The organism is Bacillus sp. ABR (assembly GCF_056172715.1).
The window spans coordinates 709,690-735,045 of the sequence record NZ_JAOYSL010000001.1 but is presented as its reverse complement, the minus strand read 5'-3'; the positions used below and the strand labels follow the sequence as shown (position 1 = coordinate 735,045).

Here is a 25,356-nt window from a genome sequence, read left to right as displayed (position 1 = left end):
AAAAAAGAGCGAAATCGCCCTTTTTTCGTTTCACCCTTTATTTAAAAAATAAGACCTGGCAGGAAGACGCCATTTGAATAAGTAGGAACAAACCCTGCATACGACGAGGATGACAAACAGCAGATATAAAGCTAGCTCGCCTTGCGCTAAGCCGAGTCCGACGAATAAGCCGCCAAAAGCTGCCCATACGGCGTAAATTTCTGCTTTTAGCACAAGCGGCTTTCGTCCTGCTAATAAATCACGTACAATTCCGCCGCCGCTTCCAGTCAAAATGGCTGCCACAATGACCGCACTGAGCGGGAGTTCTCTTTGCACAGCAAATAGTGCGCCTTGAATCGCAAACGCTGCTAAACCGATCGCATCCGAGAAATTTCCCCAAGTGCTCCAGTGTTTGAGCAAAAGCTTTGGAAAAAGAAACACAATCGTAATAGATACAAGGGCAATCGTAAACATTTTGCCCTGTGACCATAAAGCAGACACCGGAAGACCAATTAATAGATTCCGAATCGCTCCACCGCCAAATGCTGTTACAATCCCTAAAATGTACACACCAAGAATATCGTACTCTTCCTCCATTGCCACAATCGCACCACTAATGGCGAATGCGACAATGCCAATGATACTTAAGACTTCCCATGCCATTTTCCGCTTATCTCCTTACCATTATCTAATCATCTAATACTACTCCCTTAATGTATATCTGACACAGGCGAAAAGCAATATAAATTTTCTTTAAATTTTATCTTTTTGCAAAAATAAAAAATAGCCCGCTTATAAGCAGGCTACAGATTGTTGACAAAGGGCTAAAATGATCTTTATTTTAGCTCTTTGTCTTCTTTTCAGCGTGATAGAAAACCTTTGAAGTCTAGGAAGGACGAGTACTGGAGCGGAGCGAATTTGACATTCGTGAGCACCAGCGCGCAGGACTGACAACGAATGCGAGGGTTTGTCTACACGCTGATAGCCCGCTTATAAGCAGGCTATCTCCTTCAATCTTCTTTTGCATTTAACAGCAGCATACTAATGATGATGAGAATAAATGCAATAAGGGCTAGTAGTGGAATGGTGATAAAACCAAACCAGTTCAAATAATCAACAGAACAAGGAATACCGCTCAGGCAAGGGCGAATCGATGCAAAGCCAGGTATCTTTTGTTCCATATAATGATAGATAGAAAAACAAGCGCCAATCACAGCCAAAGGCAGGACATAATATTTTATTTTGACATCGCCTCTGAATGTCGCAATTCCAAGTAAAAGCACAAGCGGGTACATGAAAATGCGCTGAAACCAGCACATATCGCATGGGATAAACTTTTTTACTTCACTTAAATACAGGCTGCTCATCGTCGCAACGATAGAGACGATCCAAGCACTGTATAAGTAAACAAGCTTATTCTTCATGATTTTTTCCCTTTGAGCTCTTGATCAATTAATTCTTTGATTTCATCATAGTCATAAAAGTTTTGGACTTGTTTATTGTTAATGAAAAGAGTTGGTGTTGCATTCACTTTATATTGGTTCACAAGCTGATCGTCTGTGTTCAGCTGCGGCTGATATGTTTTCTTCGATAGGTTATCTTTAAGCTTGTCCGTATCTACTTTTGTTGTCTTTTTCGCTAGCTCCGTCAGCTTAGCAGGCGTGACCCATTCTGCTTCACTATCTGGCTGTGCTTGATAGACAGCTTCATGAAATGCCCAAAAGTTTTTCGGATCTTCCTTCCACACTTCTTCAGAAGCTAGTGCTGCTAATACAGCGCCATCTCCATGAACAGGAAGTGGCAAGTTAATAAACGAAAATGATACATCGCCTTTATCTATGTAGTCCGCTTTCAGTTTTGGGAAAATGTCTGTTTCAAATGATTTACATGAAGGACATTTATAATCCCCAAACTCGACAATTTGCACGGCTGCGTTTTTATCTCCCATGACAGGCTGTCCTTTAATAGAAGGCTTACTGTCAACCGTTTGTGCTTCTTTGCTGTTGTTGTTCCCAATGACGACGAATAATCCGATGAGAAGAGCTGCGATAATGGTTAAAATAACAGCAAATTTAATGGATGAAGATTGATTATTTTTTTTACTCACAAAAGCACCTACCTTATCTTTTTCATTCCTTCAAAAGAAAAAGGATAATAGCTTAGAATAATGCCATTATCCAACTTCTTCTATTTTAACAAGAGGGGATTCATTATGAAAGATGGTATTCATGAATTTTTCCTTACAATTTTATTTCATCACCCTCATGGCATTTAAAACAGCGAGTACGGTCACACCGACATCCGAGAAGACGGCTTCCCACATGGTCGCAATACCAAATGCACCGAGTAATAGGAAAACCCCTTTAACCCCAAGAGCAAATGCAATGTTCTGCCAGACAATCCTTCTTGTTCGTTTAGCGACAGCGATGGCTTCTGCAACTTTTGACGGTTGGTCTGTCATAATGACGATATCAGCCGCTTCTACCGCTGCATCTGAACCAAGTCCGCCCATCGCAATACCTATGTCTGCTCTTGCTAATACCGGTGTATCATTAATGCCATCCCCAACAAATAATAATTTTTCTTGAGGCGCTTTTTTCTGATCAATTTCTTCTAATTTTGTTACTTTATCCTGCGGTAATAATTCTGCATGTACTTCATCTATGCCAATTTGCTGGGCGACCGCTGTTCCGACTTGTTTGGCATCACCAGTCAGCATGACAGTTTGAATGCCAGACGCTTTTAGAGCGGAGACAGCTTCAATTGCATCATCCTTTAATTCATCTGCAATCAAGATCGATCCGGCAAACTCACCGTTAATCGCCATGTACACAACCGTTCCGCTTCGTTTTTCTTTTTCATATGAAATGCCTTCTCGTTCCATCAAGCGATGATTTCCCGCCAAGACTTGTGAACCACTGATGGTCGCTTTAATTCCATGTCCTGCAATATCCTCATATGCTTCGATCTGGCTTTCATCAAGCGGAGAACCATATGCCGCTTTAATTGATTCAGCAATCGGATGTGAAGAATGAGCTTCTGCTAAAGCTGCAAAAGAAAGCAGCTCCTCTTCTGACCACTTTTCGCTAGCTGTCACGATATTGGTCACCGTAAAGTTTCCTTTTGTGAGTGTGCCCGTCTTATCAAATACAGCATAGCTCACAGAGTTCAGTGCTTCTAAATAGTTACTGCCTTTTACAAGGATGCCTCGTTTAGAAGCTGCCCCAATTCCCCCGAAGAATCCTAATGGGATGGACACGACAAGCGCACACGGACATGAAATAACAAGGAAAACGAGTGCCCGGTAAACCCAGTCAGACAATTGTGCTGATGGAATGAGAAGCGGCGGCACAAAGGCAAGCAGTAATGCCAATACAACAACAGCCGGTGTGTAGTATTTTGCAAACTTTGTAATAAAGTTTTCTGTCTGCGCTTTTCGGCTGCTCGCATTCTCAACCAAGTCTAAAATTTTCGTCACTGCCGATTCGCTAAGTCCTTTTTGCACTTCAATTTCAAGAATCCCGTTTTGATTCACAAACCCTGCAAGAACTTCCTTCCCTGCTTCTACATCCCGCGGCACAGACTCCCCTGTTAATGCGGAGGTATCCACGAGTGAAAAGCCTTCAATGACGAGGCCATCAAGTGGAATTTTTTCGCCTGGTTTCACGACGATACGGTCACCGACTTTTACTTCTTCCGGCTTCACTTTTTTCGTTTCATTTCCTACTTTGAGATTCGCATATTCAGGGCGAATATTCATTAATTCACTAATGGATCGTCTTGAACGATTCACTGCTGCCCCTTGGAACAGCTCTCCAATTTGGTAAAACAGCATCACTGCCAGTGCCTCTGGATATTGCTGAATCACAAAAGCGCCAGCTGTTGCAATGGTCATTAAGAAGTTCTCATCAAATACTTGGCCGCGCACGATATTTTTCAGCGCTTTAAAAACAACATCACCGCCGACTAGTAAATAGGCTGCGAAAAACGTGATGAATTTTAGTAAGCCATCTTCTGGTATGAAATAAGCCGCTGTTCCAATGACTGCACCGCCAATTAATTTAAGCACAATCGCTTTTAAATTCTTTGTCCCATGATCATGATCGTGATGATGGCCTTCTTCTTTTGGTGATACACTCACATGAGGTTCGATGGACTGAACCGTTTTTTCAATACGCTTTGACATCGTTTCTTGCTTATCTGCATGTGTGACAGTCAATGTCCCTGTCGCAAAATTAACGGAACAAGCTTCAACGCCATCCATTTTGCTGACACCTGTTTCAATTTTACGTGCACAGTTTCCACAATCAAGACCGTTTAATACGTATTCATCCTTCATTTTTTTCATGTTCTCACCTTTTTTCTATATGATAAGTAACGTTCCCTGGATCGATTAAACCTATTAAAAATCAAAAACTTTATATATGAGCATATATTCATATATTGGATTACCTTTATTATATGAGGAGTTCTTGTCTTCTGTCAATCATTTATGAAGAAATAATTGGTTTTTTTGTGTCCGATTCTGTCATACGGATTTTCAATAAATCAAGCTCATGTCCCCTGCTCCCCGCATAACATAAAAACGATCGTTTTCAGTTTTTCTCTTTACAAAAGAAGGACAGACGCTTAGAATAAAATAAAAGTTTCCCTAAGGAAACAAATTAGCATTAGAGAATCATTTCATCCTTTAGTCAAAATTATTTATTTTATGCATATATCTTTAGGAAGTGCAATCATGATTGAAAGGGGCCGCAAGAGATGTCAAATGCTTTAACAATCGACCGTCTTCATGTCTCATATCACGGACAAGATGCATTAGAGAACGTCTCTCTTTCCATACAGGAAGGGACAATGACAGGAATCATCGGTCCAAATGGTGCTGGTAAATCGACGTTACTCAAGGCATGTTTGGATTTAATTGAAAAAGACCAAGGGGATATTCGTTTTTTTGAACAGCCCTTTAAACAAGTGAGAAAACAGATCGCCTATGTACCGCAGAGAAATGATTTAGATTGGACGTTTCCCATTCATGTACTGGATACCGTACTACTTGGAACATATCCGAAGCTCGGACTAATGAAACGTCCAAAAAAAGAAGACCGGGCATATGCGTATCACTGTTTAGAAAAAGTCGGAATGCAAGACTTTGCCAAAAGACAAATCGGTGAGTTATCCGGCGGGCAGCAGCAGCGTGTCTTCCTTGCAAGGGCTCTTGCTCAAAACGCACAGCTCTTCTGTTTGGATGAACCGTTTGTCGGAATTGATATGGCAAGTGAAGAAACGATGGTGCGCATTTTGAAGGAATTACGAGATGAAGGGAAAACCATTTTGGTTGTCCATCATGATTTAAGTAAGGCAGATGATTATTTCAGCCATCTTGTTCTGTTAAATAAAAAACTCATCAAAGCAGGGTCTGTACACGACATTCTTCGCCCAGAGATCATGCTGGAAGCATATGAAACGCAGCTGCCATTCTTAAAATCAGCAGGAGGAGACGTGTAATGGAATTTTTAACCGGACTCTTTGAATATGCTTTTTTACAAAAAGCACTATTTACATCCGTTATGGTAGGCATCATTTGTGGCGTTATCGGCTGCTTTATCATTTTACGCGGCATGGCCTTGATGGGAGACGCCATTTCACACGCCGTACTGCCAGGTGTCGCCATTTCTTATATGCTTGGAATTAACTTTTTCTTCGGTGCCGTTTTAACTGGCGTGTTAACAGCGATTGGAATCGGTTACGTGAGTCAAAACAGCCGCATAAAAAATGATTCAGCCATCGGCATTGTCTTTACAGCCTTTTTCTCAATCGGAATTATTTTGATCACATTTTTGAAAAGTTCGAGTGACCTATATCATATTCTATTTGGAAACGTACTAGCTGTTCGATCAGCTGATATGTGGATTACACTTGGCATCGGCATTTTTATTTTGCTAGCCGTCATCGTTTTCTACAAGGAACTGCTCATTAGTTCATTTGATCCGGTGATTTCTTCGGTTTACGGTTTGCCGAATCGTATGATTCATTATTTTCTCATGACCTTATTGACCCTTGTAACCGTTGCATCACTGCAAACCGTTGGGATTATTCTTGTCGTTGCCATGCTGATCACGCCGGCAGCCACTGCTTATCTCTTGACAGACCGGCTCTGGATCATGATTTATTTATCTGCTTTTTTCGGTGCTGTTTCTGCTGTCATAGGCTTAGGGCTTAGCTTTACGTATAACTTATCGTCTGGTGCTTCCATCGTGCTGGTCGCCACCATTTTATTCGGCAGTGCTTTTATCTTTTCACCAAAGCAAGGCATTCTATGGAGATCATTAAAATCTAAACGAAAACGAACGCACTTAAAAAAGGAAGCGTCTATGTAAAAGGAGGACATATATGAAGAAGGTATTTGCAATCCGTTTGACCGCAGTATTCATTGCCCTTATGATCATCGCAGGCTGTTCAACCCAGCAAAGTAATTCTGGTAAAGATGACGGTACATTAAAAGTTGTTACGACCTACTCCATTCTTTATGACATTGTGAAGGAAGTAGGCGGGCAGCATGTCTCTATTCACAGCATTGTTCCCATTGGTACAGACCCACACGAATTTGACCCACTGCCAAAGGATGTTCAATATACGACGGATGCAGACCTTGTTCTATATAATGGCTTGAACCTTGAAACAGGAAACGGCTGGTTTCAAAAACTGCTCGAATCGAGCGGCAAGGACGGGGATGATGCACCTGTAGCCGAGCTGAGTAAAGGCGTCAAAGTGAAACATTTGTCTTCAAAAGGGCTCGAAAGCCAGCAGGACCCCCACGCATGGCTGAATGTTGAAAATGGGATACTTTATGCCCAAAATGCCCGAGATGCGCTCATTCAAGCGGACCCTGAGCATAAAGAGGATTACGAAAAAAATGCAGAAGCCTATATCAAAAAGCTTCAAGCGCTTCACGATGAAGCAAAAGACAAGTTTGATCAGCTGCCAAAAGACAAAAAGCTCCTTGTCACAAGTGAAGGAGCATTCAAGTATTTTGCAGAGGCGTATGGACTGAAAGCCGGCTACATTTGGGAAATCAACACAGAAAGTGAAGGAACACCAGGACAAATGAAGCGCATCATTCATTTTGTCAAAGATCATCAAGTTCCTGCTCTCTTTCTTGAAACAAGCGTTGATAAACGAAGCCTCGAAAGCCTCTCTGAGGAAACCGGGGTTCCAATCAAAGGGAAAGTCTTCACTGACTCTATTGGAAAAAAAGGTGAAGATGGAGACAGCTACTATAAGATGATGAAATGGAATATTGACACTATTTACAAAGGGTTGTCATCATAAGGAAAGACAGGTGGAGTGAATCCGCCTGTCTTTTTTGTCAGCCTGCTATATTTTCCGGATGTTTTTTCGGCCAAATGACGTAGCTGATGCTAATGACAAAATCAATGGCTAAGATCATTCCCCATGTATTGACAAGCTGCATCAGCGCTTCCGTCCGCTCTGGTGCTTGGATGAGATAGGTCAAACCATATAACAGCCCCGCTCCAATGACATAAGAAATGACATGCCGAGCCCAGCCGACCATTTCATACATAGACCGCTCTTTACCGTACTTTGGTTTTCCCTTTGGCTTAGGGCCACCTGCAAAACGATAAGCAAATTTAGCATCTGCCCATTTCACCATTTGATGTCCAAAAGCCAGACTCACACCAATATAAACAGCTGCAAGCCCGTGGATGACAGTCGCCACAGCCCCCTGTCTTAAATCTATATAAGTAGCCGCAAGAAGGATGAGATCTAAAACCGGCGTACAGACAAGAAAGAAAGCACCCCACTTTTTCTGTTTAAACACATAACGAAGCGTTAAACCCATTAAAATAAACAGCCAAAAACCAATTTCACATGCCACAATCAGTAACCCGACCAATTTCCCCACATCCTTTTTAACACAATTGTATTAAATAAAAAATAACACATATGTGTTAAAAAAACAACAGCTATGCTAAAATCAATGTATGCCAAAAATCGTTGATCACCATAAACAAAAACAAAAGGTCGCTCAAGCTGCAATGAGAGTGATTAAACAAGAAGGTTTGGAAAGCGCTTCTGTACGAAAAATAGCAGTAGAAGCTGGAATTTCAGCCGGCTCTATGCGTCATTATTTTTCCACACAGCAAGAGTTGTTTCTATTCTCCATGAATTTAATTCAGGAAAGAGTCAAGGAGCGGATTACAGGGCTTCCATTAAACGGTTCAACGGAGGAAAATGTCATCAATTTATTGGAGCAGGTTCTTCCACTTGATGAAGAACGAAAATTTGAAATGGAGGTGTGGCAGGCTTTTTCCGTCAAGGCACTGACTGAACCAGATCTACAGCCGCTCAATGCAAAGATGTATGACGAACTTTTCCAAACCGCCCAATATTGTTTAATGAAATTGAAAGAGGATGGGCTGCTGCTAGATGATATCGATCTTTTATTAGAAACTGAGCGGCTTTATGCGGTCATTAATGGGCTTGCATTGAATGGAATTGTACAGCCTCATCGGTTACCACCTCAGCTCATACGCTCCGTGCTGCAAATGCACCTGCAATCCATCACAAAAAAAGACATGTCTCCCTAATTAGAGAGCATGTCTTTTTTAATCTTCCATAAAAATACGTTTTGCTTCGTAGTAAAGCACCTGCACAAATTTCTTCACATTGATACGGGTGTGTTCTTCTCTTCCGCTCATCTCTTTCGTCAATTCACTCATTTTCTTTCGCACGATGGTGAAATCGAAAAATTTTGATGCGTAATTTTCAAATGTTGGATGGGAAAAATCGGTTAGCCCAAGTGATGCGATATGTTTCAATGATTGGTTGATCGCACGTCTTACCCGCTGCTCGGCTGCCTTTGCTTCTCTTGCGATGTCTGCCGATGTGTAGGGCTCACTTAATTTATCCTCCGTAATCCCAGTGAAAATGATCTTTAAAGAAGGAAAGGAATCATGATGATCAGCATGCAGCGCTAAATACTGGTCTGTAAACAGAATCATATCTAATAAATCTTTAGACCCCTTCTCACCAACAATACCAAGCTCCGCCAGCAAAAACTGCCCTGCCTCTGCAAGACTTTTCCCCCGCTGCTTCGTTTTCGTCTGACCGCGCTGCTGAAATTGCATGACCGATTTAAGTGAGTGCTGAATATTTTCAATTGAATGCTCTAAATGAAGGCGTTCAATCATGAGATGGAGAACGCTTAAGACCTCTACACGATTGATCGGCTTTGTCACATAATACTCAACGCCAAGTGTATACGCCTGTCCGATTAATTCCTTTGTTTCAACCTGTGACAGCATTAAATATTTCCCGTGAAACTCATCCTTGATTGCTCGAATCGTTTCAAGCCCGTCTCTTTCCGGCATCAATAGATCAATACATAAAATATCAATGTGCAAATCATTTAAGTAGCTGGCTGTTAACTCTGCGCCATCCTCTGCTTCTCCGGCCACAATACCAAGCTCTTCATCTTCAATGAGCTGAGCCAGTGAAGAACGAACGGCTTCATCATCATCAACAATAAAAAATCTCATCTCCCAATCCCCTCTTTTCTACTGACTTGATCTACTGGTATCGTTAAAGTGAAAATCGTTTGCTTATTTGGGATACTCTTCATCTCAACACTTCCGCCAAGCTTCTCCGCTGTATCCTTTACATACGCAAGCCCGATACCGCTTGATGGATTCCCAACCTGGTCGTATTTTAAAGTGAAACCTGGCTTAAAAATAACATGATGATTACGTTCTTTTATGCCAGGCCCGTTGTCGCTGATTTGAAAAATCACCTGGTTTTCTTTCTGTGAAATAGAAAGTGACACCTCTCCATCTACAGGAATGGCTTCAACAGCGTTGGATACGATGTTATTTAACAAAGATAGAATGGTATACACGTGATAGGCGGGGTGCTGCCCATCTTCATCATAATGAAAGACGATGTTTTTTTTAAGAGATTCAGCATAATTTTCATGAATGCGAATGACAAGCCCAGCGATATGAGAAGGACTCTCATAAGCCTGGAAATTTTCCTCATGAATCAGCTTTGATAAGGCAGAAAAAATCCGCTGGTTATCTTTTTTGATTTCATGCACCTCTCCTGCAATTTGCAAGGCGGTTTTACCGAGCTTTTTCAAATCCAATGATTCTGCATCCTTTGCGTGGTGAAGGGATTGATACAATTGATAGGATGTAGCCGTAATGTGCTCAGCATGTGCGAGTGTTTTATGAAAATATGTAGATTCCGTGTAAAGGTTAGACAGGAGCATCAGCAGATGTTCCTTTTCCTTTTTCATCTGACGCTCTCTCGCCTGCTCTTCATATAAGCGAATCATTGTATAACAAGCTAACACGAAAAAGCTTCTGAAAATCGCCAAAACAAATAATTGAAACAGCGTCCGCCCCGTTAAAATTTCATCCATGGTGCCTCGAAGTGCAATGATCTCAACAACGCTTGCGCACAGCTCCATGATGATGCCTGTTGCTCCAATCAGCCAAGGCTGATCACGGAAACGTCTGACCTTCAATAAATAAAAGAGTGTGCCATAGACGACATAATAAAGCAGGGAAGGAAATCTTAATGAAACCGCCTCTTCCAGCGGAAGATGCCCTGTCACGGCTGTATCAAGCAGCACGCGAAACGCAAAAACAGATATCCCAGCGATGATGCCGCTTGCCCATGCAGGAAATCTTTTCATTTGAAGCAGGATAAAGAAAAAGACAACGGTTCCAAAGCTGACCCGAAAGCTGTCCTCAAATGGATAAAATTTAAACTCTCCGCCAATCGGCGTCAGTACAATGAGCAGCACAATTAAATAAGGCTCTGTATTCAGCCATTTTTTTAGTAGATTCAAACGCAGTCACATCCCTAATAATTGACGATAGTATACTATGTGAGCTAAAGAAAAACAAACCTTCATGAAAAAGCGCACACCGGAACTTTGCCGGTGTGCGCTTCTCATGATGCCGCTTAATCTTCTAAACGATCTTTTTCTAAAAGTGATGCGCCAGCAATACCTGGTTTTGTCATTTCAAAAGGATTTAAGATGACATCAAGCTCTTCCTCTGTTAACACATCATTTTGCAGACAAAGCTCACGTACAGATGCGCCTGTAAGAATGGCTTCTCTTGCAATTCGTGCAGCCGCTTCATAACCAATATGCGGGTTCACCGCCGTCATGACACCGGCACTCTTTTCTACATATTCTTTTAATCTAGATTCATCTGCTTTTAGGTCACGCAAGCAGTTGTCCACGAAGGACTCGAATACATTTTTCATCATGCTGAGAGATTGAAGCAGGTTGAACACCAACACTGGTTCCATAACGTTCAGTTCAAGCTGGCCAGCCTCTGATGCAAGACAGATTGTGTGATCGTTCCCAATGACTTGGAAAGCCACTTGGTTCATGACCTCAGGCATAACTGGATTGACTTTCCCTGGCATGATAGATGAACCTGGCTGTCTCGGCGGCAAGTGCAGCTCACCAAAGCCTGCTCTTGGACCAGAAGCCATCAGACGAATATCGTTCGCCATTTTGGACATGTTCATCATACATACTTTAAGCGCAGCAGATACTTCTGTATAAGCATCTGTATTTTGCGTTGCATCGACTAAATCTTCAGCACCAACTAACGGTAATCCGCTAATGTCAGATAGATAGCCAACCACTTGGCGAATATATTTAGGATCTGCATTCAATCCAGTTCCGACTGCTGTTGCACCCATATTGACTTCATATAAATGCTGTCTAGACTGCTTGATACGTTTAATATCACGAGCAAGAACTTTTGCATACGCACTAAACTCTTGTCCAAGTCTGATTGGAACAGCGTCCTGAAGATGCGTACGTCCCATTTTGATGACATGATCGAATTCCTGCGCTTTTTCAGTCATGACTTGATGCATGTTTTCCATCGTATAAAGTAGTTTTTCAATCATATTCAATGTTGAAATATGAATCGCTGTTGGGAAAACGTCGTTTGTTGACTGCGACATGTTCACATGCGTGTTTGGACTTAGCTCAGTATAAGCGCCTTTTTCCTTTCCTAGTAGTTCAAGCGCTCTGTTTGCAATGACTTCATTGGCATTCATATTCATTGAAGTGCCAGCCCCGCCTTGAATTGGATCGACAATAAATTGATTGTTCCATTTTCCTTCGATGACCTCATCTGCCGCTTCAACAATTTTTTCTCCAAGGCCAGAATATAGTCGCTGTGTATCCATATTTGCAAGTGCGGCTGCCTTTTTGACAATCCCTAATGCTTTGATGAGTTCCTCATGAATACGGTAGCCTGTAATTGGAAAGTTCTCCACTGCACGTAATGTTTGAATTCCATAATATGCTTGAGTGTCTACTTCCTTTTCACCTAGAAAGTCTCGTTCGATTCGAACTTGCTTGTCCTGTAGCTTCGTCATTTGAAAAGATCTCCTTTTTTACGCTGCTTTTGTTTGTTGTTTCAATTCCTCAATATACTTCTTCGATTTCTCTTGATCAAATACTTTTTCCCACTTAGACATGACAATGGCTGCAAGTGAGTTACCAAATACGTTCACTGTTGTACGAACCATGTCAAGAAGTCGGTCGATCCCAACGATGAAGGCAAGTCCTTCAAGCGGCAGTCCCATAGCACCAAGAGTTGTGATGACAACAACGATCGATGCACCTGGTACACCAGCCATTCCTTTAGATGTCAGCATTAAAATTAATAGTAACGTAATTTGCTCATAGATGGAAAGCGGCATGCCGTACATTTGTGCAACAAATATCGCAGCAATGGATTGATAGATAGCACTTCCATCTAGGTTAAAGGTATAGCCTGTTGGAATAACGAACGACGTGATCGCTTTCGGGCAGCCGAACTTCTCCATTTTGTCCATTAATCTAGGCAGTACAGCTTCTGAACTTGCTGTTGAGAATGCAAGAATGATTTCTTCTTTTAATACTCTAAATAGTGTAAAGACGCTTGTTCCAGCCATTTTAGCAATAATGCCAAGTACAACAATGACGAAGAATGCCATTGTACCGTAAACGACAAGTACCAGTTTACCTAGCGGGAGAAGCGCTCCGACCCCGAATTTGATCACCGTCACACTGATGAGCGCGAATACACCAAATGGTGCAAACTTCATCACTTTATTGGTCACCCAGAACATGGCTTCGAGTATACCCTCAAAGAATCCTAATACTGGTTTTCCTTTATCTCCTACTGCGGCAATTCCTAATCCGAATAAGACTGTAAAGAAGATGGTTGGTAATAGATCACCTTCTGCAATAGATTGGAAAACGTTTGTTGGTACAAGATGAACCAACGTTTCAGAGAAAGTCGCTTTTTCAGAAGAAGCCTTAGATGTCTCTTCATATTTAGAGATATCGCCTTTCTCCATGTTGCTCATATCAATTCCTGTACCAGGATGGAAGACGTTTGCTGCAAGCAGTCCAACTGCTAATGCAATAGTTGTCACAATCTCGAAGTAAAGAATGGTCTTTCCGCCGAGTCTTCCGATCGTTTTCATATCGCCTACACCTGCAACTGCTACAATCAATGCAGCAATAACAATTGGAAGAACGATCATTTTAATTAAATGGATGAATATATCGCCAATCGGCGTTAACACATTAATAACGGTTTCATTTTGATAAAACAGCGCTCCCACGACAACACCCAGAACAAGTGCAATGAGTATTTGAGAAGCTAACCCTAACTTTTTCATACGTGAACCCCCTTTTTTTGATAACGCTTTCTTTGTTGCTTAATCGCATCTTAACGACGAACCTACAAAAAACGACAAAAAGGAACAAAAAGAAGTGAATTTTTTATGAAAAATCTTTAAAAAGGTGGGTTTTTCCACAATATTGTTAAAAAAAGACTTCGCTTTTGGCGAAGTCTTAGAATATAGACAACGTGCTAAAATGATTTTGTTTTAGCACGTTGTCTTCTTTTCAGCGTGATAGAAAACCTTTGAAGTCTAGGAAGAGCGAGCACCAGCGCGGAGCGAATGGACATTCGTGAGCACTGGCGCACAGACCTGACAAAGAATGCGAGGGTTTGTCTACACGCTGGGACTTCGCTTTTGGCGAAGTCTTAATGATTTTGCATCTGTTCACTTGGTGTATCTTGTTGTGTAGAAAATCTATCGTACATCGCATATCCAATGAGGACAAGAACAACGTAGAACAATGCACTAATCGTCCAAACCCATTTGACATTCATCTTCATTCTGCCACTCCTTCTCTGACTGGCTTCAATCGCTGCAATCTGAGCGCATTCAGCACAACGGACACGGAGCTAAAGGCCATTGCCGCTCCTGCAAGCCATGGCGCAAGGAAACCAAATGCAGCGATCGGTATCCCAATACAGTTATAGGCAAGCGCCCAAAATAAATTTTGCTTAATGTTTCTCATTGTTTTTTTACTAAATTCCAGCGCATCTGCAATCGCATGAAGATCTCCTGTCATGAGCGTAATATCTGCTGCTTCCATGGCAACGTCTGTCCCTGTTCCCACAGCCATCCCAATATTCGCTGTTGCAAGAGCTGGGGCATCATTGATACCATCTCCAACCATGGCGACTTTTTTTCCTTGTTTCTGAAGCGCTGCAATATGAGCCGCTTTTTCTTCAGGCAGTACTTCAGCAATGACATGATCAATGCCCGCCTGTTCCGCAATCGCCTCTGCTGTTAGTTTATTATCACCTGTCATCATCACAACGTGAATCCCCTGCTCTTTCAGACGAGCGATGGCTTGAGGAGAGGATGATTTGATCGTATCTGCGACCGCGACAATGCCAGCGACTTCGCCGTCAATCGCGACAAGCATAGCCGTTTTTCCTTGCTCCTCCAGCGTTGTGACGGATGATTCGACTTGATCATATGGGATATGATGTTTCTGTAATAGCTTACGCGTTCCAATTAAAAGTTTGTGTCCTGCTGCCTTTGCTTCAATTCCATGACCTGGATCTGCTTGGAACGCTTCAACCTCGACCATTTCAAGACCTTGTTCCTTCATACCGTCTGTGATCGCCCGGGCAAGCGGGTGTTCCGACTGCTGTTCTGCCGATCCTGCTAGTTGCAGCACCGCATCTTCTGTCCAATTCGCATATGCCAACACATCTGTCAGACTCGGCTCCCCTTTTGTCACAGTTCCTGTTTTATCTAACACCACCGTGTCGAGTGATTGAGTCACTTCTAAATGCTCTCCGCCTTTAAACAGAATGCCTGATTCAGCCGCACGGCCGCTGCCAGCCATAATAGAGGTAGGTGTAGCAAGTCCGAGCGCACATGGACATGCGATAACAATGACGGCTATAAAGGTTTCAAGTGCTGACGTCACATTCCCAGGGTCGACAAAGAAAAACCATATGAGGAATGTGAGCACAGCAATTCCTACAACGATGGGCACAAATATCCCTGATATTTGATCTGCCATTCTTTGAATCGGTGCTTTTGAGCCCTGCGCTTGTTCTACGACTCGGATAATCTGGGAAAGCGCCGTCTCTTTTCCGACTTTTGTCGCTTTTATTTTCATAAATCCATTTTTATTGATCGTTGCTCCGATGACCATATCTCCTGCGGTTTTATCAACTGGTAGGCTTTCTCCTGTAATCATGGACTCATCTATTGCGGTTGTCCCCTCTATGATCTCTCCATCTACCGGCACTTTTTCACCTGGTTTGACAAACACAAGATCATTCACTTTCACGTCAGAAATAGGCACAGTCATCTGTTTGCCATCTCGCTCGATAACCGCTTCTTTCGCTTGTAAGCCCATCAGTTTTTGAATCGCTTCTGATGATCTTCCTTTTGCTCTTGCTTCCATTAATTTTCCGAGCACGATCAACGTAATGAGGACAGCACTTGTTTCATAATAGAGGGCTGCCTCATGTGTGCCTCGAATCGCTGACTGGATGCTTTCATATAAACTATAGAAAAACGCGGCAGATGTCCCAAGTGCGACAAGAACATCCATATTGGCGCTTTTATTTCTTAAAGCCTTATACGCGCCTACATAAAATGGCCAGCCGACAATAAACTGCACAGGCGCTGCTAACGCCAGCTGAACCCATGGATTCATGAACGCTTCAGGCAGCCATATAAAGGATGTGAAAGAAAAATGGCTGACCATTGCCCAAAGAAGCGGCAGTGACAAAATCATTGAGAATAAAAAGCGTGCCGTCTGCTTCTCTATTGCTGCTTGGCGGTGATCTTTTTTTCCTCCCTCTGCTTGATCTACGTCTGGTTCAATTAAAGAATACCCTATAGACTGCACTGCATCTTTTATATCATTTGTAGACGTTTGGCCCGGATGATATGTGACCTGAAGTGTCTCTAGCGCAAAGTTTACAGACCCGTGATCGACACCGTCCATTCGGTTAATTTTTTTCTCGATTCGGTTTGCACAAGCCGCACAAGTCATTCCCTCTATATCAAATTCTGCTTTCTCTATCACCACATCGTAACCAAGAGCTTGAACTTTTCGCTTCAAATCATCTGGTGTTAGCTGCTCCGTTTCGTAGACAATATGGGAAGTTTCAAGCGCCAAATTCACACTGGCGTCCTCCACACCTTCCAGCCTGTTCAATCCCTTTTCTATGCGGTTTGCACAGGCAGCACAGGTCATCCCCGTAATTTGAAAATCAATTTCCTTTTTCATTGATCTCACCTCTCCACATACTCCATGGGGGTATTATTTTTTTAAAAAAAGACGTGCTGTCATGCAGCACGTATCAGATTGTGACAAAGGGTTAAAATGATCTTTATTTTACCCCTTTGTCTTCCTTCTTTTCAGCGTGATAGAAAACCTTTGCAGTCTAGAAAGGACGAGTACCGGCGCGGAGCGAATTTGACATTCGTGAGCACCGGCACGCAGGACTGACAACGAATGCAAGGGTTTGTCTACACGCTGAGACGTGCTGTCATGCAGCACGTATGTTCATTTATACGACATCATATCCCTGTTCTTCAATCACATCAGAGATACGGTGTAATGTGACTTGATCCGGGTGAAATGAAACCTCCACCTGTCCTTTGTCTAAATGGACTTTCACAGATTCAACACCTGCTAATTCTCCTACATTTCCTTCGACTGCTTTCACGCAATGTCCACAAGACATGCCCTGCACTTGAAGTGTTGCTTGTTCCACTTCTCATCGCCTCCATCAATCATTTTCTACAACTTACTATACCCTAGTAGGGTATCAATGTAAACATAAATGCTACGATTTTGTCAGTTTCGTAAAGACCGTCATTAACTCTTCAATGGCTTCATCCCCATTGCCGCTCTTGATAGCATCTGCTACGCAATGATGTGTATGCTTTTCCATCAAATGCAGACTGACTTTTTTCAAAGCCGCATTGACTGCGGAAATTTGATTCACAACATCTATACAGTAACGATCGTTTTCAATCATTTGCTGAATCCCGCGAACTTGTCCTTCCACTCGTTTCAAACGATTGATCAATTGATCTTTTTCCTTCTCGGCTCTTGGCGAAGCCATATGTCGTTCTTCATGTTCTGTCATGTGTGATCACCTTTTTTCTATTATGACTTGTCATTACTTAAATTAAAGCATATCTCCACCGGAAAAGGCAAAGATATGCGGCATATAAAGCTATGTTTGTCCTAATTTGTTAATTGTTCGATATCCTGCAAAAGATTGACGGATTGTTGAAGCTGTTTCATCAATCCCTGCTGATCCTCCAGTATGGAGGCAGCATCGATATCGCCTGCTTCCAATTGCTGTAAATATGTTTGGATTTCCTCTGACAGCACTTTATTTTTTTCAATGATTTGTGCATGCAGGTCTTTTGCCATTTTTGGCGCTGTGACTTCATTAAAATCTTGAATATCTGCCTTCAATGATTCAAGCTGCTGCGTTAATTCTGCTTTTTTGGCGGCATTTTGCACAGCTTCTTCAGCGAGTTTTGGAAAGTCCTCTGTAAATTGCTGAATGTCTGTCACATAGTCATTTGCCTCAGTGACATATGTCGTTGTATCGTTGACCTGATCAAGCAAGCCGGAGCACCCGCTTAATACAAGCGTTCCGGAAAATAGGAAAGCCATCACATATTTTTTCAAGATCGATCATCCTTTCATCTGTAGGATTAAAAGCATCATTTGTTCCGCTTCCCTCTATATCACACAGATGCAAAAAGACCTTAAAAATAGCCAGACCTTTGCCTCATGTGTGATAGGCAAAGGTCTGGCTAACATTGTTCATGCCGGAATGACCGAGAAACAACGAATGTTTCTGTAATGACGACCAGACCGTAAAAGCTACTCCCCTTTAGGAAACCGTTCAAATGTTATGTTTATCATATCGAATGTCGGGACAACAGTCAATTCGGGAGGTCCTGCTCTTGATATAGCACATGACCCTTTCCAGTTGATGCATAAATCCGGTTCCGTCCTTGGCGTTTTGACATATACAAGGCCTGATCCGCTTCAAATAGAAGTGTTTCTAATACACAAGGATCATTGGCTGTATGAGCAATTCCAAAGCTCGCTGTCACTCGAACTTTTTCCTCATCATTCGTAAAGAAACTCGCTTCAAACGAATGTCTTATTTGTTCCGCGATATGACATGCCTCTTTAAATGACTGATGAGGCAGACAAATCGCAAACTCTTCTCCCCCATATCGTCCAAATAAATCATCCATTTGTAAATGCTCCTGACAAATAGAGACAACATGACGCAGCGCTTCATCTCCAATATGATGTCCGTGTGTGTCATTAATTTGTTTAAAGAAATCAATATCAAACAGCATAACCGCCGTATCCTGCGCATCCTCTTCCAAAATCAGCTGCGTTCGTTCGATGAAAGAAGAACGATTGAATATATTCGTCAAACCATCGATATACGCACGACGTTCCAGCTCTTCCTGCAGCAAACGCTGCTCTGTTACATCACTGATGACTATTTGCCTGCCCTCGATCTCTCCTCTTTTATTAAATAGAGACGAAGCGGTCAGATGATAATAGCAGGACTGGTCTTTTTCCTTTTTCCACATTAGATCATATTGCGAATGATCCTGCGGAGAGCGCAGCCACTGAATGAACGCTGAATCTTTGATGATCCCTGAGAAAATATCGTCGACTTTATAGCCAATTCCCTTTTTATTCGCAAGTGTCGGAATGATCGATGCTGCAGCGGGGTTGTAATCAATGAGTGTCCGATATCGATCTAAAATCAGAACCCCTTCAGACATATGCTCAAACACACGCTCCATTGCAATGGGAGAGATTTTAAAGAGCTGAAACGACATAATCGCCCATAGATAGAGTGCGTTAGTCAAAAACATCACCACAGGGACCGGATCAATATGAAAAGGAGTGACGCCTAATAAATAGATAAAAGAAGTCATAATGGGTAATAACATTCCCACTAACAGTATCAGAATCTGCTTTAAATATTCTTTTTTTGTGACACGTAAAAACCAAACCAGCATAAAAATAGCGAGCATCGAACAGCCAAACGTATAAACGCCATGGATGATATACCAATAGCCAATCGTAAAATCAGCCAATAAAAAACCATCTACTGGATTTATCGTGATGTCTCGATAAAAGAGCGAATGTAAAGAGTTGGTGAACACCAAAATGGTTGTGAGAGTTGGAATCAATAAGATGAGAAGCACGCGGCGCTTTGTGAAATATTGATGGAACCCCGTAAATTGCAGCACAATCAGCAGACTGAGCGGTGCGATAAACGGAAGACCTATGTATTGAAAACAAACCCAGAACATGATTTCTCCAGGGGTACGAGCCAATAATTCAAACGTATGCCCAAAGATATAAATCGCAGTTGCTCCAGACATGTACATAAACAATTGACAGCCAATATACCGATGGCGGTTTGCATGAGCAATGATTGATAATATCACGGACAGAATGCCAGAAACACTCATGATCACAATAAAATGTAAAACAATCGAATCCATGTAAACGCCCCAATTTCAGTCATTTAGAACTAGTCTAATCTTACTATATATGAGGACGTCACAAATGGGAAGATGTGATTTTGAATTGGTTGGAGGTTTTTTGTAAATTTTCAGGCGTTACCTGTTCGTGCCCCCTTATATTTTCACTACTTTTTGCTTAAATTGAGGGAGAAGTATGTTGCGCCAAGAAAAATATATGTACAATGTGGGGATCAATGGAGAGGAGACTCGAAAGGAATATGACTTTTTGGATCATCATGATGGGGCTGTTTCTGCTGATTCTTTTGGAAAAACCGTTTGAAAAGAGAAGTTCTGGATTATTATTTTTGATCAGTTACTTGCTGCTGATTGCGATTTATGTGATTCAGACAACATTTGTGGAACTTGTGTCAGATGAATTTTTGATGATGTTTGCGGTGGTTGTCGTTTTTCCTTTGTTTGTTCGGTTGTTGGTGTCTTCTATGAGAAACCGTACATAAGAAAAGAGATGCCAGATGTGGCATCTCTTTTTCTGTTGTGATCCAAGTTCGGTGTATCTCCCTTAAAAAGTTCCAGCATCATTTTTTAAAATCAAGATTTTGATTTGTCCTTTGGTGTATCTTTAGCTTTCTCATCTTCAATTTTACTAACTTCTGTTTTTGCAAGAACCATCTCTTCTAATGCTTTCTTCATTCTAGAATCTATGAAATTCAAATCATCATCAACGACCTTATCTTGCTTTGTAACCTTTATGATATCTTTGAAGACCGGTTCTAATTTGTCATCTGTTTTTACTAAGTAACTATTTACTTTTTTATACGTATCAGGAACTTTGTTTTCGTTTTCTTTGGCTTCGCTAAGTAATTCTCGCAGGCTATCAATTTTCTTCTCAAGTTCACTAGCCCATTCTTTATCATAAACATTATCCATTGGAACTAATGAAAAAAAGAAAGGCATAATTCTATCTTCAAAACGTTTTAAATACCCCTTATACCATGCAGCATATTCTTTATCGGTCATCTTTTCAATTTTTTCTTGTTTTGCCGGCGTTTTATTTGACGATGAACCGTTTGCTGCTTCATTTTTACCGCATGCTGTGCTCATCATCAATGTAAATACTAGAAGAAATACTGAAATCATTGTCCTTTTATTTGTCTTCATGTGTGAATTACTCCTTATCCTTTGAGACTTTTTCTACTTCGTCATCGGCTTTGGCTGTTTGATCGTATGCTTTGTCGAGACTTTTCGAAATGTTATCCAATGATTCAAGATCAAGATTTTCAAGTGCTTTCGGTGTTTCTTCTACGGCATATTGATATCCTTTGTTTGCTTTTAGCAAATACTCATGTGCTTTTTTATAAGCACCAGGAACGTTTTTCTTTTCATTACCCTCATCAATGACTTTTTGTACATCAAAAAGTGACTTCTCGACAGATCCAAGCCATTCATCATTACCTGCATCAATGGCCACCATCTTTTTAGCAAACACGAGCATTGTGTCTTCGATATCACTTCTGTAGTTCTCATACCACTCGGCATATTCTTTTTCTGCTTTTTGGTTGCTGCACGCTGTACCGAATACCATCAGCACAGCAAGCATGATCATCGTTGCGAATAGTGATTTAGTCTTTACTTTGTTCACTAAGATAAACTCCTTCTGCATTCCTGCTGTTATTTTCAAGCTTTAAATTTAATGAAATTGCCACTTGTATATGGTGTAACATTCCTACATTTCATCGGTTAAATAGTAGTTATATTTAGCTATTCATTCAATTTATTAGTAAATAGATCCTCATTTGGCTTTTCTGTTAAAAAATTATAAAAAGCATAAAAAAAAGACGCTATCAATAGCGTCTTCTTGTATTTAATCTCAATTTTCATGTTGCCAGTCCCGCATCAAGAGCTTTCAAACCCTTGATACGACTGCATTCTAAAAGTTTTGATGGAGACGGTGGGAGTCGAACCCACGTCCAGAGACATCGATTACTTAAGCGTCTACGAGCGTAGTCAACATATTTTGTGTTCACTCATCCTCATGCCTGCTGACGGGCGCTTGGAGAGCTAGTCTGATGGATCTCTTCTTACGTCCTCAGACGGAAACGTAAGCGTAGCCTACTTCATTGGGCTCCTCACAGACACATAGGCGATGTCAGGAAGAGCTCGCTGCGCTTATTAGGCAGCTAGTGCTAAGTTTTGGTTAAAACTTTTAGTTTTGCCAGTTACATTTAAGTGCGTGTTAACGAGATCGCCTCTCGGCTCGCAGCCTAAGCTCGAACCATCCCTGTCGAATCCGTAACGTCCCCTTGTAAAAAGGGATATACGGGATGGAAGTTCAGCTTCACTGCTTCCGTATATAACTATTATAACAATCTCACTGTTCGAAACAACTGGTGGTTTCTGTCAAAACAGCGTTGATTGTTTACTGCATAACATATTGTAGCATAATGCTTCCGCTCTCAGCAAGCCATCTGCATCAGGCTAGAATTGCTTTTGACGATCGCGGAAGGCACGTTCGATTTCACGTTTTGCATCTTTTTTCTTCAGATCTTCACGTTTATCGTATTTCTTCTTCCCTTTCCCAATTCCAATCAGCACTTTTGCAAAGCCATTTTTCAAATATAGTTTCAGAGGCACAAGTGAGTAGCCTTCTTCCTTTGTCGCACCAATCAATTTGCTGATTTGCTTGCGATGAAGCAGCAGCTTTCTCGTTCTCAGCGGATCATGGTTATAACGGTTCCCCTGTTCGTATGGGCTCACGTGCATATTGTGAAGAAACACTTCTCCTCGCTCGATTTTGGCAAAGGAATCTTTTAAATTCACTTTTCCAGCACGAATCGATTTGATTTCAGTTCCTTGTAATACAAGGCCGGCTTCGTAAGTTTCTTCTATAAAGTAATCATGATTTGCTTTTTTGTTTTGGGAAACAACCTTTCCCTCTCCCTTTGGCATTGGCGTACACCCTCCTTTTGACACAAACACGGTCCAAATCGTACGGATTATTTTATCAAACAATCCACCTTTCGACAATGCTGACGCCATGTGGTCAAAAAGCAAATAGAGCGTGATGCCCTATTTGCTTTTTGGCACGTTACTTTTTCTTTTTGCGTTTTTGTTTCGGTGCGTTTTCAAATACGCGTTTTTTCTTTTTTTTCTTCTTACGGCTTGTGAACCAGTCACTTCCGCTTTTATCCTCTTTGCCTTTTTCCCCAGAGGCTTTTTGACCTCCACGCCCTTTTTTCGCTGGTGGATCTGTCCGTTTTTTGAACTTGAAATCTTTTGGTGATTTACGGCGCGTGCCCTTCATACCTACGATTTCAAAATCAATCGAGTGCTCATCTTTATTGACATTCACAACTTTGACAGTGATTTCATCACCGATTCGGTAGACATTTCCTGTACGTTCACCGATCATGGCAAAGTGCTGCTCATCAAAGCGATAATAGTCGTCAGTCATGTAGCTGACATGGACAAGACCTTCTATCGTATTTGGCAGTTCAACGAATAGTCCAAAATTCGTCACGGAACTAATCATGCCATCAAACTCTTCACCGATTTTATCTAGCATAAACTCTGCCTTCTTCAGATCATCTGTTTCACGCTCTGCATCGACTGAGCGGCGCTCCATCGTAGATGCATGATCTGCGATTTCAGGCAGCAGCTGGCCCCACTTTTCTAGGGTCGCTTCATCTGTCTTTTTCTGAATCAAATAGGTTCTAATCAGTCTATGCACGATTAAATCCGGGTAACGTCGGATCGGTGATGTGAAGTGTGTATAGAATTCCGTTGATAATCCAAAATGGCCAATGCTTTCTGGATCATACTTTGCCTGTTTCATAGAACGAAGCATCACGGTTTGAATGACGACTTCTTCTGGTTGATCCCTGACAGCATCGAGGACACTTTGAAGTGCGCGCGGGTGAATATTCGTTGACGTTCCTTTTACAATGTAACCAAACGTCGTCACGAACTCTAAAAAGCGCTGAAGTTTCTCTGGATTTGGTTCTTCGTGAATTCGGTAAATGAACGGAACATTCATCCAGTGGAAATGCTCTGCAACCGTTTCGTTTGCAACAAGCATGAATTCTTCAATTAATTTCTCTGCAACGGAACGCTCACGAATGACAACGTCTTTCGCTGCTCCTTCATCATCTACAAGTACTTTTGCTTCCTTGAAATCAAAGTCTACAGCTCCGCGCTCCATTCGTTTGTCACGTAGAATCTCTGCAAGCTTCTCCATCTCTTGGAACATCGGAACAAGCGGCTCATATTTGTTTAGAAGCTCTTCGTCTTGGTCGACTAAAATCTTATTTACATCGGAATAGGTCATTCTTTCTGTCGTTTTGATCACACTTTGGAAAATCTCGTGTTTGACGACTTTTCCGTTTCGATCAATGACCATTTCACAAGACAGTGTGAGACGATCGACCTTTGGATTTAATGAACAAATACCGTTTGACAAACGATGCGGAATCATCGGAATGACGCGGTCGACGAGATACACACTCGTTCCACGTTCATAAGCTTCCTGATCAATCGGGGAATTCTCTGTAACATAATGAGAAACGTCTGCAATGTGCACGCCAAGCTTATATTTGCCATCCTCCAGCTTTTGCACAGTTACGGCATCATCTAAGTCCTTCGCATCTGCACCGTCAATCGTCACAATCGTTTCATTGCGCAAGTCGCGTCTGCCTTCAAGGTCCTTTTCATCAATCGTTTCCGGTGTGTCCGCTGCCTGCTGAAGCGCTTCTTCTGGGAACTCACCTGGCAGACCGTGCTTATGAATGATCGACAAAATATCAATGCCAGGGTCATTTTTATGACCAAGGATTTCAGTCACTTCACCCTCTGCACTCATTCTTCCTTCAGGGTAGCTTGTCAGCGTCACAACGACTTTATGACCTTCGACCGCTCCATTTTTAGCGGATTTCGGAATGAAGATATCATTTGTGATTTTTTTATCATCAGGAATAACAAAGCCAAAGCTTTTCGTTTCAGTATAGGTACCGACAACCGTCTGAGTATTGCGCTCCAGAATGCGGATGACAGTTCCTTCTTTTTTCGTGCCGTTTGATTTGTGGCTGACACGAACCATGACGGTATCGCCATTCATCGCTGTGCCTAACTCATTTGGCGGAATGAAAATATCATCCTGTCCAAACTCTTCAGGCGTCACAAATGCAAATCCTTTTGCATGAGCAGACAGCTTTCCTTTTACCAAGTTCATTTTTTCCGGTACACCATAGCGGTCGCTGCGGGTACGGACGATAAGTCCCTGATCCTCTAATATCACAAGTGCTTTGACGAGCTCTTTATAATCATCTGGATTGGTAATTTCCATCATGACTTCTAATTCCTGTACCGTTAATGGTTTGTACGCCTCTTCTTGCATAAACGCAAGTAATTCATCCATAAATTCTTCTTTTTGCACACTCTAACCCC

24 protein-coding genes and 1 other RNA gene are annotated in these 25,356 nt (G+C 41.8%); 5 read left to right on the top strand and 20 right to left on the bottom strand.

Annotated elements, in window-relative coordinates; all coding sequences use genetic code 11:
- Nucleotides 1-30 precede the first annotated feature (30 nt).
- The 4 genes from OIT90_RS03630 to OIT90_RS03615 all read right to left on the bottom strand — a co-directional run bounded on the left by OIT90_RS03630 (nucleotide 31) and on the right by OIT90_RS03615 (nucleotide 4,327).
- Nucleotides 31-642, bottom strand: coding sequence for a trimeric intracellular cation channel family protein (locus OIT90_RS03630; RefSeq protein WP_144494133.1), 612 nt, complete (start codon nucleotides 640-642; stop codon nucleotides 31-33).
- Between the two features lie 347 nt (nucleotides 643-989).
- The gene (locus OIT90_RS03625) at nucleotides 990-1,403 is read right to left on the bottom strand and encodes a disulfide oxidoreductase (protein WP_047202387.1); all 414 of its coding nucleotides are present in this window, start codon (nucleotides 1,401-1,403) and stop codon (nucleotides 990-992) included.
- Nucleotides 1,400-2,086, bottom strand: a complete 687-nt coding sequence (locus OIT90_RS03620) for a DsbA family protein (RefSeq protein ID WP_058838164.1) — start codon at nucleotides 2,084-2,086, stop codon at nucleotides 1,400-1,402. The genes OIT90_RS03625 and OIT90_RS03620 overlap by 4 nt, the downstream gene beginning before the upstream one ends.
- A gap of 141 nt (nucleotides 2,087-2,227) precedes the next feature.
- Nucleotides 2,228-4,327, bottom strand: a complete 2,100-nt coding sequence (locus OIT90_RS03615; protein WP_058838165.1) for a heavy metal translocating P-type ATPase — start codon at nucleotides 4,325-4,327, stop codon at nucleotides 2,228-2,230.
- A 413-nt stretch (nucleotides 4,328-4,740) separates the two neighbouring features.
- Here OIT90_RS03615 and OIT90_RS03610 point away from each other — a divergent pair, with 413 nt between their 5' ends.
- From OIT90_RS03610 to OIT90_RS03600, 3 genes are read left to right on the top strand one after another with little or no spacing between them, the layout of a single operon-like run.
- Nucleotides 4,741-5,484 (top strand): metal ABC transporter ATP-binding protein, encoded by a 744-nt coding sequence (locus OIT90_RS03610; protein ID WP_058838166.1) that lies wholly within the window; start codon nucleotides 4,741-4,743, stop codon nucleotides 5,482-5,484.
- A complete protein-coding gene (locus tag OIT90_RS03605) occupies nucleotides 5,484-6,356 on the top strand; it encodes a metal ABC transporter permease (protein ID WP_039181411.1) in 873 nt (290 codons plus the stop codon). The genes OIT90_RS03610 and OIT90_RS03605 overlap by 1 nt, the downstream gene beginning before the upstream one ends.
- Nucleotides 6,357-6,369: 13 nt before the next feature.
- On the top strand, nucleotides 6,370-7,308 hold the full coding sequence (locus tag OIT90_RS03600; protein ID WP_039181414.1) for a metal ABC transporter substrate-binding protein: 939 nt from the start codon (nucleotides 6,370-6,372) through the stop codon (nucleotides 7,306-7,308).
- Between the two features lie 37 nt (nucleotides 7,309-7,345).
- Here OIT90_RS03600 and OIT90_RS03595 read toward each other — a convergent pair whose 3' ends face one another.
- The gene (locus OIT90_RS03595; protein WP_039181417.1) at nucleotides 7,346-7,894 is read right to left on the bottom strand and encodes a hypothetical protein; all 549 of its coding nucleotides are present in this window, start codon (nucleotides 7,892-7,894) and stop codon (nucleotides 7,346-7,348) included.
- A gap of 88 nt (nucleotides 7,895-7,982) precedes the next feature.
- Between OIT90_RS03595 and OIT90_RS03590 the strand changes: the two genes are divergently transcribed.
- Nucleotides 7,983-8,588, top strand: a complete 606-nt coding sequence (locus tag OIT90_RS03590) for a TetR/AcrR family transcriptional regulator (protein ID WP_058838168.1) — start codon at nucleotides 7,983-7,985, stop codon at nucleotides 8,586-8,588.
- 18 nt (nucleotides 8,589-8,606) lie between these two features.
- On the opposite strand, the gene OIT90_RS03585 is transcribed toward OIT90_RS03590, so the two are convergent.
- From OIT90_RS03585 to OIT90_RS03540, 10 genes are all read right to left on the bottom strand, one after another.
- Nucleotides 8,607-9,539: a response regulator gene (locus tag OIT90_RS03585; protein ID WP_034280916.1), complete on the bottom strand. Its 933-nt coding sequence runs from the start codon at nucleotides 9,537-9,539 to the stop codon at nucleotides 8,607-8,609.
- Nucleotides 9,536-10,852 (bottom strand): ATP-binding protein, encoded by a 1,317-nt coding sequence (locus OIT90_RS03580; protein WP_039181423.1) that lies wholly within the window; start codon nucleotides 10,850-10,852, stop codon nucleotides 9,536-9,538. Before OIT90_RS03580 ends, OIT90_RS03585 begins: the two co-directional genes overlap by 4 nt.
- 116 nt (nucleotides 10,853-10,968) lie before the next feature.
- Nucleotides 10,969-12,414, bottom strand: coding sequence for an aspartate ammonia-lyase (aspA, locus tag OIT90_RS03575; RefSeq protein ID WP_039181426.1), 1,446 nt, complete (start codon nucleotides 12,412-12,414; stop codon nucleotides 10,969-10,971).
- An 18-nt stretch (nucleotides 12,415-12,432) separates the two neighbouring features.
- Nucleotides 12,433-13,710 carry a cation:dicarboxylate symporter family transporter gene (locus OIT90_RS03570; RefSeq protein WP_039181428.1) on the bottom strand — a complete coding sequence of 426 codons (1,278 nt, stop codon included), beginning with the start codon at nucleotides 13,708-13,710 and terminating at the stop codon, nucleotides 12,433-12,435.
- Between the two features lie 371 nt (nucleotides 13,711-14,081).
- Entirely contained in the window at nucleotides 14,082-14,216 is a 135-nt protein-coding gene (locus OIT90_RS03565; protein WP_257218418.1) for a hypothetical protein, read from the bottom strand.
- Nucleotides 14,213-16,648, bottom strand: coding sequence for a heavy metal translocating P-type ATPase (locus OIT90_RS03560; RefSeq protein ID WP_474892252.1), 2,436 nt, complete (start codon nucleotides 16,646-16,648; stop codon nucleotides 14,213-14,215). The genes OIT90_RS03565 and OIT90_RS03560 overlap by 4 nt, the downstream gene beginning before the upstream one ends.
- 283 nt (nucleotides 16,649-16,931) lie before the next feature.
- On the bottom strand, nucleotides 16,932-17,138 hold the full coding sequence (gene copZ, locus OIT90_RS03555) for a copper chaperone CopZ (protein WP_024423475.1): 207 nt from the start codon (nucleotides 17,136-17,138) through the stop codon (nucleotides 16,932-16,934).
- 72 nt (nucleotides 17,139-17,210) lie between these two features.
- Nucleotides 17,211-17,516: a metal-sensing transcriptional repressor gene (locus tag OIT90_RS03550; RefSeq protein ID WP_012011272.1), complete on the bottom strand. Its 306-nt coding sequence runs from the start codon at nucleotides 17,514-17,516 to the stop codon at nucleotides 17,211-17,213.
- Between the two features lie 101 nt (nucleotides 17,517-17,617).
- Entirely contained in the window at nucleotides 17,618-18,073 is a 456-nt protein-coding gene (locus tag OIT90_RS03545; protein WP_099663690.1) for a DUF6376 family protein, read from the bottom strand.
- Nucleotides 18,074-18,333: 260 nt separating this feature from the next.
- Nucleotides 18,334-19,935, bottom strand: a complete 1,602-nt coding sequence (locus OIT90_RS03540) for a histidine kinase N-terminal 7TM domain-containing diguanylate cyclase (RefSeq protein ID WP_099663689.1) — start codon at nucleotides 19,933-19,935, stop codon at nucleotides 18,334-18,336.
- 239 nt (nucleotides 19,936-20,174) lie between these two features.
- Between OIT90_RS03540 and OIT90_RS03535 the strand changes: the two genes are divergently transcribed.
- On the top strand, nucleotides 20,175-20,414 hold the full coding sequence (locus OIT90_RS03535; RefSeq protein WP_039181442.1) for a hypothetical protein: 240 nt from the start codon (nucleotides 20,175-20,177) through the stop codon (nucleotides 20,412-20,414).
- A gap of 91 nt (nucleotides 20,415-20,505) precedes the next feature.
- Here the strand turns inward: OIT90_RS03535 and OIT90_RS03530 are convergent, their stop codons facing one another.
- From OIT90_RS03530 to rnr, 5 genes are all read right to left on the bottom strand, one after another.
- Nucleotides 20,506-21,075, bottom strand: a complete 570-nt coding sequence (locus OIT90_RS03530; RefSeq protein ID WP_039181445.1) for a hypothetical protein — start codon at nucleotides 21,073-21,075, stop codon at nucleotides 20,506-20,508.
- Between the two features lie 7 nt (nucleotides 21,076-21,082).
- Nucleotides 21,083-21,556 (bottom strand): hypothetical protein, encoded by a 474-nt coding sequence (locus OIT90_RS03525; protein WP_039181448.1) that lies wholly within the window; start codon nucleotides 21,554-21,556, stop codon nucleotides 21,083-21,085.
- Between the two features lie 298 nt (nucleotides 21,557-21,854).
- Nucleotides 21,855-22,217: a transfer-messenger RNA gene (ssrA, locus tag OIT90_RS03520) on the bottom strand.
- Between the two features lie 175 nt (nucleotides 22,218-22,392).
- Nucleotides 22,393-22,863 (bottom strand): SsrA-binding protein SmpB, encoded by a 471-nt coding sequence (gene smpB, locus OIT90_RS03515; RefSeq protein ID WP_012011279.1) that lies wholly within the window; start codon nucleotides 22,861-22,863, stop codon nucleotides 22,393-22,395.
- A 139-nt stretch (nucleotides 22,864-23,002) separates the two neighbouring features.
- Nucleotides 23,003-25,345: a ribonuclease R gene (rnr, locus tag OIT90_RS03510; protein ID WP_047202975.1), complete on the bottom strand. Its 2,343-nt coding sequence runs from the start codon at nucleotides 25,343-25,345 to the stop codon at nucleotides 23,003-23,005.
- Nucleotides 25,346-25,356: the final 11 nt, after the last annotated feature.

Excerpts from the sequence above, each read along its gene's own strand:
- OIT90_RS03535 (WP_039181442.1), top strand. The coding sequence starts at position 20,175 with ATGACTTTTTGGATCATCATGATGGGGCTGTTTCTGCTGATTCTTTTG.
- OIT90_RS03590 (WP_058838168.1), top strand. The coding sequence starts at position 7,983 with ATGCCAAAAATCGTTGATCACCATAAACAAAAACAAAAGGTCGCTCAA.
- OIT90_RS03605 (WP_039181411.1), top strand. The coding sequence starts at position 5,484 with ATGGAATTTTTAACCGGACTCTTTGAATATGCTTTTTTACAAAAAGCA.
- OIT90_RS03570 (WP_039181428.1), bottom strand. The coding sequence starts at position 13,710 with ATGAAAAAGTTAGGGTTAGCTTCTCAAATACTCATTGCACTTGTTCTG.
- aspA (WP_039181426.1), bottom strand. The coding sequence starts at position 12,414 with ATGACGAAGCTACAGGACAAGCAAGTTCGAATCGAACGAGACTTTCTA.
- OIT90_RS03560 (WP_474892252.1), bottom strand. The coding sequence starts at position 16,648 with ATGAAAAAGGAAATTGATTTTCAAATTACGGGGATGACCTGTGCTGCC.
- OIT90_RS03565 (WP_257218418.1), bottom strand. The coding sequence starts at position 14,216 with ATGAAGATGAATGTCAAATGGGTTTGGACGATTAGTGCATTGTTCTAC.
- OIT90_RS03585 (WP_034280916.1), bottom strand. The coding sequence starts at position 9,539 with ATGAGATTTTTTATTGTTGATGATGATGAAGCCGTTCGTTCTTCACTG.
- OIT90_RS03615 (WP_058838165.1), bottom strand. The coding sequence starts at position 4,327 with ATGAAAAAAATGAAGGATGAATACGTATTAAACGGTCTTGATTGTGGA.
- OIT90_RS03600 (WP_039181414.1), top strand. The coding sequence starts at position 6,370 with ATGAAGAAGGTATTTGCAATCCGTTTGACCGCAGTATTCATTGCCCTT.
- OIT90_RS03625 (WP_047202387.1), bottom strand. The coding sequence starts at position 1,403 with ATGAAGAATAAGCTTGTTTACTTATACAGTGCTTGGATCGTCTCTATC.
- OIT90_RS03610 (WP_058838166.1), top strand. The coding sequence starts at position 4,741 with ATGTCAAATGCTTTAACAATCGACCGTCTTCATGTCTCATATCACGGA.
- OIT90_RS03540 (WP_099663689.1), bottom strand. The coding sequence starts at position 19,935 with ATGGATTCGATTGTTTTACATTTTATTGTGATCATGAGTGTTTCTGGC.
- OIT90_RS03630 (WP_144494133.1), bottom strand. The coding sequence starts at position 642 with ATGGCATGGGAAGTCTTAAGTATCATTGGCATTGTCGCATTCGCCATT.
- smpB (WP_012011279.1), bottom strand. The coding sequence starts at position 22,863 with ATGCCAAAGGGAGAGGGAAAGGTTGTTTCCCAAAACAAAAAAGCAAAT.
- OIT90_RS03550 (WP_012011272.1), bottom strand. The coding sequence starts at position 17,516 with ATGACAGAACATGAAGAACGACATATGGCTTCGCCAAGAGCCGAGAAG.
- OIT90_RS03530 (WP_039181445.1), bottom strand. The coding sequence starts at position 21,075 with ATGAAGACAAATAAAAGGACAATGATTTCAGTATTTCTTCTAGTATTT.